The organism is Streptomyces sp. NBRC 109706 (assembly GCF_000974485.1).
In the GTDB taxonomy this organism is placed as follows: domain Bacteria; phylum Actinomycetota; class Actinomycetes; order Streptomycetales; family Streptomycetaceae; genus Streptomyces.
The window spans coordinates 497,582-508,715 of record NZ_BBOM01000009.1; the positions used below are offsets into that span (position 1 = coordinate 497,582).

Annotated in this window: 8 protein-coding genes; all 8 read right to left on the reverse strand. The window is 72.3% G+C overall.

The genetic code is table 11. From position 1 onward, the window contains the following. Genes eccD through AOM46_RS21845 form a run of 8 tightly spaced genes read right to left on the reverse strand, consistent with a single transcriptional unit; the run spans position 1 to position 11,102 of the window. Complete coding sequence (gene eccD / locus AOM46_RS21810; protein WP_078857058.1) at positions 1-1,482, reverse strand: type VII secretion integral membrane protein EccD; 1,482 nt, start codon at positions 1,480-1,482, stop codon at positions 1-3. Continuing rightward, on the reverse strand, positions 1,479-5,516 hold the full coding sequence (gene eccCa / locus AOM46_RS21815) for a type VII secretion protein EccCa (RefSeq protein ID WP_234313901.1): 4,038 nt from the start codon (positions 5,514-5,516) through the stop codon (positions 1,479-1,481). The genes eccD and eccCa overlap by 4 nt, the downstream gene beginning before the upstream one ends. A 38-nt stretch (positions 5,517-5,554) precedes the next feature. Beyond that, positions 5,555-8,074 carry a hypothetical protein gene (locus AOM46_RS21820; RefSeq protein WP_062214263.1) on the reverse strand — a complete coding sequence of 840 codons (2,520 nt, stop codon included), beginning with the start codon at positions 8,072-8,074 and terminating at the stop codon, positions 5,555-5,557. A gap of 55 nt (positions 8,075-8,129) precedes the next feature. Continuing rightward, the gene (locus AOM46_RS21825; RefSeq protein WP_062214264.1) at positions 8,130-8,480 is read right to left on the reverse strand and encodes a hypothetical protein; all 351 of its coding nucleotides are present in this window, start codon (positions 8,478-8,480) and stop codon (positions 8,130-8,132) included. Between the two features lie 48 nt (positions 8,481-8,528). Continuing rightward, complete coding sequence (locus tag AOM46_RS21830) at positions 8,529-9,947, reverse strand: hypothetical protein (protein WP_062214265.1); 1,419 nt, start codon at positions 9,945-9,947, stop codon at positions 8,529-8,531. Positions 9,948-9,950: 3 nt separating this feature from the next. Next, positions 9,951-10,331 (reverse strand): hypothetical protein, encoded by a 381-nt coding sequence (locus tag AOM46_RS21835; protein ID WP_062214266.1) that lies wholly within the window; start codon positions 10,329-10,331, stop codon positions 9,951-9,953. Positions 10,332-10,390: 59 nt separating this feature from the next. Continuing rightward, the gene (locus AOM46_RS21840; protein ID WP_062214267.1) at positions 10,391-10,708 is read right to left on the reverse strand and encodes a hypothetical protein; all 318 of its coding nucleotides are present in this window, start codon (positions 10,706-10,708) and stop codon (positions 10,391-10,393) included. 52 nt (positions 10,709-10,760) lie between these two features. Next, positions 10,761-11,102 carry a hypothetical protein gene (locus AOM46_RS21845; protein WP_062214268.1) on the reverse strand — a complete coding sequence of 114 codons (342 nt, stop codon included), beginning with the start codon at positions 11,100-11,102 and terminating at the stop codon, positions 10,761-10,763. Positions 11,103-11,134: the final 32 nt, after the last annotated feature.

The following is an 11,134-nucleotide window of genomic DNA, read 5'->3' on the forward strand; positions in this document are numbered from 1 at the left end:
TCAGACCCTGAGGTTGAGCAGGCCGGCGTAGACGTCCCAGACCGCCAGGGCCAGCGGGACGACGGAGAGCAGCACGGTGGTCTCCAGCATGTCGAGCGCGCGGGACGTCCGGGGGTTGGGACGGTAGCGGCCGGCGAACAGGCCGACGCAGGCCGCGATCAGCGCGCTCAGCAGCGCCGCCGGCAGCGCGATGCCCAGCAGCGGAAGGTTCTCCCCGATGCGTTCGGTCAGCGCGAACGTGGCGCCGCCCGCCGCCACCAGCAGCGCGGTGACCAGCGGAATCGCCGTCTGCCTCGCCTCCTTGAAGAGCCGGGCGCGCAGCAGCGTCAGAACGACCAGGGCCAGCGCCAGCATGCCGGGCCACAGTTCGCCGCCGGCGAAGAGCACCAGGGTGGCGCCGCCGGCGACCAGTTGGCTGCCCACCAGCAGCCCCACCAGCAGCCGGCGGGCCCGCACCACCCGGGCCCGCAGCTGGTCCTGGGCCAACTGGCTGGGGATCGCCTCCAGGTCCTCCGTGGACGCGGCGACCGCGGGCGCCGGCATCCGGGCGGCGCGCAGCGCGACCGTCGGCCACAGCGTCGTCAACGCCAGGGCCAGCGGCGCCACCACGGCGGCGGCCCTGGCCGGCGGCACGTCCCAGACGGTGCAGAGCAGCGCGCCGACGCCGGCCAGCGGGCCGGCGACCAGCAGCGCGGTGAAGGCGGTGTCCCCGCCGCCGACCAGCAGCGGGCCGAGCATGCCGAGCAACGCCAACACGGCGCAGGCCAGCAGCAGATGGCCGGCGGTGAAGCCGTCGACCGTGCCGGCCTCGGTGCCCAGCAGCCGCACCGCGCCCAGCAGCGCGGGCGGCGCGGCCAGCACGGCGGCGCAGGTGCCGGCCGGCACATCGCCGAAGGCGCGGGACATCAGCACGCCGACGAGCAGCGCCAGCAGCGCGACGGCCAGGCCGAGCCAGCCGGGCAGCCGGCCCGGCGCGGCGGCCAGCGCGCCGGTGGCGGCGAGCGTGGCCACGCCGGCCAGCGCGCCGCTCACCCGGCGGGTGGCCGGCGCCGGCCAGCCGCCGCCGACCCCGTGCCGGCCGATGACCTCGACCACATCGTCGTAGAGCGGTTCGGTGGCGTCGCCGGCGCCGTGGCCGAGGAAGAGCACATCGCCCTCGACCACGCCCTGGGCGGCGAGCGGGTCGGCGGCGCCCAGCCGGGTCCCGTCGGCCCGGCGCAGCACCCAACCGCCGTGCCCGACACAGCCGTCGGGGCCCGGCTCGGCGCCGGCTTGCTCCAGCAGGGTGGGCAGCAGCCGGGCGACGGGGACGCCGGCCGGCACCGCGAGATCGGCGCGGCCGGCGGGACCGGCGAGCCCGATGCGGATGAACTCGGCTCCGCCGTGGGAAGCAGCTCCGCCGTGGGAAGCAGCTCCGCCGTGGGAAGCAGCTGTGCCGGGGGCCGGCTGTCCCGACGGGGGGTGGACGAGGTGGGCGGTCATGGCGTGTTCCTGACGGAGGGTCCGGTGGGGGCCGGCGGCGGGGAGTTCAGCGGGGAGTCGGCGCGCACCAGCTGCACCGGGACGTTGCCGAGCCGGCGGTGCATCAGCAGGGCGCGGCCCTTCTTGCGTTTGGCCGGTTTGACGCCCCAGATGGGCAGTTCGTCCTTGGGGACGCTCAACAGCGCGACGGGCGTGTTGAGTTCCTTGAGGCGGCCGAGGACCGGCTCGGTGACGGCCCGGGCGGCGCCGCCCGCCTGCCGGGCGAGGTAGATGTGCAGGCCGATGGAGCGGGCCTGCGGCAGGAAGTCGGCGAGGGCCCGCAGCGGGTTGCCGCGCGAGGTGGCGACCAGATCGTAGTCGTCGACCAGCAGATAGATCTCAGGGCCCGTCCACCAGGAGCGGTCGCGCAGCTGCTCGGGGGTGACATCGGTGCCGGGCAGGCGTTTCTTCAGGCCCTCGGCCAGCCCGCTGACGACCTCCATGGACCGTTCGTGGGTGGTCGAGTAGCCCAGCAGGTTGGGCCCGTCCAGCTCGCGCAGCATGCTCATCCGGTGGTCGAGCACGATCAGCTTCGCCTGTTCCGGCGTGTACCGGGCGATCACCTGGCGGCCGACGGCGCGCAGCAGGGAGGTCTTCCCCGACTCGCTGTCGCCGATGGCGATCAGCCCGGCCTCCTCGCCCGGGGTGAAGACCACCGGTTCCAGTCGGTTCCCCTCCAGCGCGACGACCACGCCGCCGGCGGCGGCCGGCGCCCGTTCCAGCGGGAACGAGGTGGGCAGCAGCCGCACCTGGCGGGCGCGCTGGCCTTCCCATGCCTCGGCCACCCGGCGCACCAGCTCGGCCACGCCGTCGGACAGCCCGTCGTCGGTGCGCCGCCCGTCCACCCGGGGCACCGCGATCAGAAAGTGCTCCTTGTCGGCGTTGATACCGCGTCCCGGGCGGCCGGCGGGGATGGTGCGCTGGGCCTTGCGGTCCATCTCGGAGTCCAGCGCGTCGCCGAGCTTCAACTCGACCTTGGTGCCGATCAGATCGCGCAGCGCCATCCGCAGGTCCATCCAGCGGTTGCCGGTGACCACCAGATGGATGCCGTAGGTGAGCATCCGCCCGGCCAGCGCCATCAGGGTGGCTTCCAGATCGGGGTAGGACTGCCGCAGCACCGCCCAGCCGTCCACCACCAGGAAGACGTCGCCGCGCGGGATGCCCCGGCCGGACTCCGTCGGGTCCTCGGCGATCCGGCCCTCGGCGTGCGCGGTGCGGTAGGCGGACATCGACTCGATGCCCAGCTCCCGGAAGCGGGTCTCCCGGTACTCCAGCACCTCAAGCACCTCGGCGACCGTCCGGTTGACCACCTCGGCGTCCAACCGGCCGGCGACGCCGCCCACATGGGGCAGCCCGGCCAACGCGAAGAGCGTCCCGCTGAAGTCCAGGCAGTAGAACTGCGCCTCCTCCGGCGTGTGGCGCAGCACCAGCGAGCAGATCAGCGCGCGGAGCGCCGTCGACTTGCCGCTGTGCGGGCCGCCCACCACGGCCAGATGGCCGCCGGCGCCCGAGAGGTCGAGCGTCAACGGATCGCGGCGCTGCCGGAACGGCAGGTCCAGGATGCCGATCCGGGCGGTGAGCGGCGGGCCCGACGGATCGGAGCCGAAGCCGCGTCCGGGGCGGACGGCGAGGTCGCCGTGGAGCCGGTCCAGCGGCTCGGGGTGCTCCAGCGGCTCCAGCCAGACCTGGTGCGCCTGGGGGCCCTGCCCGGTCAGCTGCTCCACCATCACCCCGAGCACGGTGGCGCCCAGTTCCTCCGACTCGCCGAACTCGTCGGCGGCCGGCTCCGGTCGGGGCTCCGGGGCGCGCTGCTCGGCGGGCACGGGCACCACCCCGGCGGGGAACCGGCGCACCGTCAACGCGCCGCCGAGCCCGGGGCCGCCCGCGTCGTCGCCGGTGCGGTAGGGGCCGGAGACATAGGCGGCCCGGAACCGTTTGAGGGTGCTGGTGTCGGTCTTGAGATAGCCGTGCCCGGGGGCGCTGGGCAGGTGGTTGGCGTCCGGCACGCCGATCGCGGTGCGGCTCTCGCTCTCGGAGAAGGTGCGCAGCCCGACCCGGTAGGACAGGTGCGCCTCAAGACCGCGCAGCCGGCCCTCGTCCAGACGTTGGGAGGCGAGCAGCAGATGCAGGCCGAGGGAGCGGCCCAGCCGGCCCATCTGCACGAAGAGATCGGCGAAGTCCGGCTTCTGGGCGAGGAGTTCGGAGAACTCGTCGACCACGACAAAGAGGCTGGGCAGCGGCGGCAGGGCCGCGCCGCGCTGTCTGGCCCGCTCGTAGTCGCGCACCGAGACCAGGTTGCCGGCGTCCCGCAGCACCTCCTGGCGGCGGTTCATCTCGCCCGAAAGCGCCTCCCGCATCCGGTCGACCAGGGTGAGATCGTCCTCCAGGTTGGTGATCACCGCCGCCACATGGGGCAGCTCGGCCATCCCGGCGAAGGTGGCGCCGCCCTTGAAGTCGACCAGCACCAGGTTCAGTTGCTCGGAGGAGTGGGTGGTGGCCATGCCCAGCACCAGGGTGCGCAGCAGCTCGGACTTGCCGGATCCGGTGGCGCCGACCAGCAGCCCGTGCGGGCCCATGCCGTTCTGCGCGGACTCCTTGATGTCCAGCTCCAGCAGCCCGCCGTCCGCCGAGACGCCGATCGGCACCTGCAGCCGGTCCCGCATCGGGCGCGGCCGCCACAGCGTGTCCAGATCCAGCTGTCCCGGGTCGGGTATGCCCAGCAGGCTGGGCAGGGTGTTCACGGCGGTGGCCAGATCCTCGCTGTCGCCGCCGGTCGCTCCGCTGTCCATCCGGAACCGCGCGATCCGCATGGCCAGCGCCTCGGCCTCGGCGACGGACAGCCCGTCGGCGACGCCCAGTTCGTCGCTGGTCTCCCCCGCGCGCACCGCCAGCGCGCCGGCCGAGTCGATCTCCAGCAGCACCCCGTGCGCCTCGGTGAGCGCGGCGGCGCGACCGTCCACGTCCAGCACCGTGACGCCCTGCATGCCATGCGGGTCGAGCAGCGCCTCGGCACCGCTGACCACGCCGCCGTCCAACACCACCAGCAGATGCGGCAGATCGGGATCGGGCTCAGCCCCGCGCTGGAAACGGGTGCGCCGGGTCAGCTCGGCGCCCAGCCACTCCTCCAGCACCGCGAGGGAGGCATGCGTCATCCGCAGCGGACCGACATGGTCCAACTCCTCCGGATGGTGCGCGTGCGGCAGCCACTTCACCCAGGACCAGCCGGGCCCCTCGACATCGCCGGTGCACACCACGATCCGCAGATCGCGCGGCGAGTGGAAGGTGACGGCATGCGCCAGCACCGCGCGGAACAGCGCCCTGGCCCGGTCGGGATCCTCCCCGGCGACGACGGCCAACGACGCGAACCGGCGCAGCGCCACCTGCACCGGCAGCTCCGGCACCACGGCCTGGGTGTCGATGAACCGCTTCAGCGACACGGTGCAGAGCGGGTCCAGATCCTCCACCGGCGCGGACTCCCCCGGCACCAGCGGGGTGGCCAGATAACGGGGCCCGGTGCCCACCCGCACCACCCCGAAGTCCTGGTCGCCGCCGCGCCGTTCCCACAGCCGGCGGCTCTCCGCGACCGTCCACAGGGTGTCGGGCGGCGGGCCGTCCCACAGCAGCGCGGTGCGCTGCGCGTCGGCCGTGCCCCGCACCTCGGCGCGGGTCCGCTCCAGGTACCGCAGGTACTCGCGACGGTCGTTGCGCGCCTGGTTCTTGGTGGAACCGCGCTGACGGAGCACGGAGCCGACGACCATCGCCAGACAGGACACCAGGAACATGCCGCCCACGATGTAGCCGATCGGGCCCCGCCCCATCGTCAGCATGTACAGCACCGAACCGAGCCCGCTGAGGGCCGGCAGCGCCGTCATCCAGACGTTGTTGTCCTCCGGCTTGGGCAGCTCCGGCGGCGCCTTGAGCAGCAGCTCCTCCTGCGGCACAGCCGGCCGCACGGCCCGCGGCGGCCGGCGAAGCACGGTGGTGGGGGTGGTCAACGCACGTTCCTTCATCGGGGGTCGTGGGCGGGGCGGGCTCAGCTGCCGTGGCGGTTTCGGTAGGAGAGACTTTTGGTCTCTTCGAAGTCGTATCCGCTGACCTCATTTTCGACCATCAAATTCCCCCCGTAGACCGCCTCGTACGCAGCGTCTAGTTTCACACCATCGGCAGCCCTGTTGAGGGCTGTGGGCGTAGACCCGTGCCCCGACCAGTCAGTCACGATCTCTCCGCCGGAGATCACTTCCATCAGCTCTGCCCCGGGCTCGAGATTCTGGTTATGCGCGTCGATGGCGCCGGCGGCGATGGCACGGTGCGCCATCATGTTGTTGATCTCTCCCTCTGTCATTTCGAAGATTTCCTGGTCCAGCGGCTCCTGCGGCGATGGGGCGGGGAACAGCGTCGACTCTGCCAGGCTGTACGCGGTCGAGCTGAGGCTGACCCCGGTGGCGTACTTCTCCGGGCTGAACGTACCCGCCAACGAGAAGGCGGCGCCGATGCCTGCTGTGGTGAACTTGTGCTCCAGCGCCGCTGCGGCGTCGGCCCGACCTCCATACCAATTGATGACGTCCTGCTCACCCCAGTTCAGCAGCCCGTTCAGAATGCCGATGTTCTGGAATGTCTCGGGCACGTCGCCCGGCAGCACCTCGCCGGGGGGGGAGGAGTAGTACTCCCAGGCCAGGTTCCTCTGCATCTCGAAGACCCCGGCCTTGAAGTCCTGGTAGACGCTGCCGTCGGAGGCGGCCATCAGGCTGAACACCTCATGCCGGTCCGCCGTACTCCAGACACCGGGAAACTCTCCATTTTTCAAGTCGATGATGGCGTCCAGTCGGGAGACCGTGGCGTCGGCGATCGCACCCTGAAGTCCGGTGGGGTCCCAGGGGTAGCGACCCTGGCCTCCGTGCAGGCCGGAGTTGTCCCAGTCCTCGATGAGGAGCTTTCGATTTTCTCCCAGGAAGTGCTGGATCACTTCGTCCGCGAGGGCGTTGCGCGCGTCGTCGTTCGCGTCCCCCTGGGGGAGGACGGCACTGCGCACCAAGTCCCCGACGCCGTCGCTGTCGGCCCACTGAGCGTTGAGCAGATCCTCGCGGACGCCTTCGTCGTTGAGGAGGTCGAACGACGCTTCGGTGTTCTGCGCGACGTTGGTCAACAGCCCGCTGCTGCCGGTGTTCTCCAGGAAGTCGGGCATGACGAAGCCGGAGTTGTACTCCAGCTCCTCCCCCCTTGCCGCGAGGTAGGCTCGGCGGTTGATCTCCTGGGTCTCATGCTGGACGTCGATGGCCGCGGTGGTCAGATGGTCGGCGAAGTCGCCGCTGGGCGGTACGGTGGCCTGCTCCATCAGGGCACCGAAGCCGTTGAACCGGTCCAGCACCTCGCGCTGGCTTTCCAGTCCCCCTGCGGCGCCCAGATCGTCGGCGGCTTCGTAGACGTAGGCCCTGACGGACTCGGGGACGACCGAGGCGGGGTCGTCGACATCGATGTCGATGCCCCCGATATCGCTGTTCAGCATGATGTTGATGCCGTTGGCGACGTTCGCCTGGATCGCCGCGAGCCGTTCGGCCGAGGCCGCTGCGGCGTCCAGCGAACCCCGCGGATCGGGCTGGAGCTCCCCCAGCTTGGCCAGCGTCTCCTCGTCGATGTTGTTGTAGAACGCCTCCAGGTAGTCGAGTTCACCGGGTTCGAGGTCGCGCAGCGGGGTGGTGGGGTCGTTGGGGTCGTAGATGCCGTTGCTGATGGCGGCGAGGCCGGCGGTGTAGTTCTCCAGCGCGGTGTGGTCGGGTTCGTCCTTGGCCAGCTCCTCCTCGATGCCCTCGGCGGCCCACTCCGCCATGTCCTCGGTGTGCCACATCGTGTGCGGCCCTGTGCCCAGGTCGTAGCCGAGGTCGCTCAACTCGCCGGCGCGGGCCATCATCCAGCTCCGGTACTCGTCGATCTCGGTGTCCATCCGCTCGTGGATGGCCGTGACGTCCTCCACCGCCTTCCCCAGGTACTCCTCGCGGATCGCGGTCACCAGATGGCTCGGCATCGACCAGCCCATCTGCCGGCTGCCGTCCGCCTCGTAGGCGGTGCCCTGGAAGTAGACCGTGGGGTTGTCCATGACCACCTCGGCGTCGGCCTGCTCCTTCAGCTCCCCGAACTTGACGTTGTACATGGTCCTGGCATCGGTCAGGTGCTCATGGACCTTGCCGACCGCGTCCGAGCGGCGGTCGGCGACCGACTCCCAGGTTTCCAGGGCCAGTTCGGTGGCGGAGTTGATGATGTCGGCGACGTCCTGGATGTCCTGCCCGCTGCCCTGGAGGTCCTGGTCGGTGATGGTGATGTGTTCCTCGGCGTTGTGGTGCGCCACCTCGTCGGTCATGGCCGCGTCCTGGGACAGCTCCGAGGCCCGGACGGCCAGTTCGCCGGCGCTGCCGGCCTCGCCGGCGGCCGCCGCGAACCCACGGGACGCCTCGGCCATCTCCTCCGGGTCGACCTCCTCGGCGAAGTCGTCGGCCAGCTCCCAGGGGTCGACGCCGGACTCCTCGATCACGTCCTCACGGGTGAAGTCAACGCCGGCCATGGAAGTGGTCCTCGCTCCTTGCTGCGTGCGGTGCGGGCCGGGGCCCGGCAATCGGTCAGATGGCGTCGGCGATGCGGATGAACTCGCCGCTCCGGCTGTTCTGGGCGACGCCGCGCAGCACCGCGCTCTGGCTGGCGGCGTCCATGTCCTCGCCGTAGGAAGCGGTCTGGTAGCCGATGTCGCCCAGGGCCGACCGGCCCTCGACCGCGTTCTCCACGCCTCGGGACTGGGTGTCGCGGGTCTCGTTGACCGCGTTGGCGAAACCGTCGGCGCCGCCGAAGCTGCTGCCGCTGGCGGAGACGGTGCGCAGATAGGTGTGGGCGTCCTCCGCCGCGTCCGAGGCGGCGTAGCTGCCCTGGCCCCCGGCGCGCATCGACTCGGGAATGTATTCGAGCCCGTCGGCCATCAGAGATCTCTCCTTCCCATGCTGTCCGAACTGTCGGGTGCCGTCCGGCTACTCGCCCAACACGCCCCTGGCAGCCCGCCGTTGGCCGGTCCACACGTCCGGGTCCTCGGTGAGGTCGGTGGGGCGGGCGTCCGGGCGGCGGGCGTCGCTGGGGCGGGGGGTGGTTCGGCCGGCGGCCGGTGGTGGGGCCAGTTGGTGGCGGGCGCCGGCGTCTCGGGCGCGGGCCGCCCAGACGCCGCCGCGCTCGTTGAGCGCGCGTCCGCGCGGGGCGCCCGCCGCCTGGGCGCGGCGGCCGGCGGCGGCGCCGGTCGAGGCCGGGGGCGGGGCGAGGCCGCGTCCTGCGGCGGCGGCCCTGGTGCCGGGCCGGTGGGCGGCCGCGCCGGGCGGCGGGGTGAACGGGCGTCCGCCCTGGCCCGCCTCGTGCATCGCGAACCGGCTGGCCACATGGGCGCGTTGACCCAGGTTGCGCACGGCCTGCCGGGCCATCTGGCCGCGCGCCGGCCCGGTGGGTCCGATGCTGGGCGGCATCATCCCGCCGTAGAGCCCGGCCAGGCCGGTCAGCCCGGCCGCTCCGGCGCCCGTAGCGGCCAGGCCGCCGGTGGTGACGATGGAGCCGGGGCCCACGCCGAGCCCGGAGAAGCGGGCCGCGTACTCGGTGACGGCGCCGAACGGCTGCCCGGTGACCGGGTCGATCCAACGGCCCGACTGTGGGTCGAACTCCCGCCCGGTCGCCGGGTCCACCAGGAAACCGGTGCCTGGGCTGTGCAACCAGCCGGCGAAATCGCCGCGTTCGGGGCCCAGCAGCCGGCCGTGCGGATAGTCGCCGACCCCGACCATGCCACCGTTGGCCGCCGGAACCATACTCCCGACCATTCCACCGGCGACTCCGGCGACCCCGCCGGCCATGCCCCCGCCGACCCCCGCGACGCCACCGGCCATCCCCCCGCCGGAGACGCCGCCGCCGGCCCCGCCGCCCGGGGCGGCGGGCGCGTTGCCGCCCGTCACGGCGGCGAAGCTGGCGGCCAGCCGGTCCAACGAGGACTGCGCCTCGGCGACCAGCCGCGCCCGCTCCTCACTCTGCCACCCGGCGGCCTCCACCGCGGCGAAGCCGACATCGGGGCCGCCGAGCGGCTGGGACGCCTCGTCGAACCGCTCCTCAAGGAACAGCGCCTCCTCGGTCGCGACCGCCGCCGCGTCCCCGGCGGCCTGGAGCTGCCCGGCGATCTGCATCGCCACCGCGCTGGCCCCGGCCGCCCAGGAGGCCGTGCCGATCATCCGGTCGGACAGCTCGATCAGTCCGACGCCCGGCTCGGCCGCCGCCGTCTCGGCGGCCCCGGCCAGCCGGTCGTTCTCGGATGTGCCGGCCCCGGCCAGCGCGGTCCAGGCGGCCCCCGCGGCATACATCCGCACATGCCGGGCGCTGTAGATGTCGTTGACGATGCCGTGGAACCGCTCGTCGAACCCCATCGTTCAGTACACCTCCCGCTGCTGCCCGCCGCCGCGTTCGCTCGCGGTCATCAGGCCGTCGAAGTAGCCGGCCGCCTCCTGGGCGGTGGTCAGCCGCAGATGCGCGTACGCGTCCGTCTCGTCCGCGATCCGGGCGGCCTCCCCGGCGCTGGCGCTGATATCGGCGACGGAGGTGCCGGCGCGCTCCAGCTCCTGGAGCATGGTGCGTGCCGCGGTCTCCAGCGCCGTCTCGGCCTCGGCGCCGCCCGGCACCGAGCCGAAGAGGCCACGTGCGGCGGCGATATCGATGAACTTCTCGCGCATCGCCGCGAGTTCGCCGCTGCCGTCGGCGGCGGACTCGGCGTCGCGCATCGCCTCGGGGTTGAGTTCAACGTCGGGATCCATGGGCGCGGTGGTCCTTCTTCTCCTGGAACTCGCTGCTGCTCAACGGGACGGGGGACGGGTCAGCGGCCGCCGCCGACGGCGCGCACCATGGCGGCGCCGCCCTCGTTGCCGATGGTCTGGACGTCGCGCATCGCGCGGTTCTGTCCCGAGACGCTGTCGTCGAAGGTGCCGATCTCGCGCTGGAACTGCTCGTCCCGCTCGTGCAGCACCCCGGCGATCGACGCGTCCACCTTCCCGTCCTCGATCAGGCCGAGCAGCTGGTTGTGCACGCCGGCCCAGATGTCCGCGTACCGCTCCTGCTGTCCGGTGGTCTGCGACTGGATGGTGTCCAGACCCTCGTTGGCGAACCGGACCATGCCCTTGCCGTAGTCGCCCATGGCTCGTTCCCTCTCCTCGTCTGCCCGCAGTACTGGTGGCCGTGCGTGGTGTTCAGATCGCCGAGGCGATGCCCGCGTCGGGGATGACCCCCGGGGTCTGCACGCCGTTGAGCACGCTCATCGCGTCGGCGTCCATCTCGCGACCGGTGTTGGCGGTGAGGCCGAGGTCCTGGGAGAGCCCGTCCAGCGCCCTGGCCAGGGCCTGGCCGGCGCGGCCGAGATCCTCGTAGTTCTCCACCGCGCGGCCGGTGCCGCATCCGGAGTAGGCGCTGCTCACCGTGGCACCGTGTCCGCCGATGCCGAGGGCCACCTCGTCCATGTCGCTGAACGCCTCGCTGATGATCAACTTCACCCGGTCGACCTCTTCGGGTGAGAGCTTGATCTCGTCACTCATCGGATTCCTCCCACTTCGGCGGCTTCAGCAGA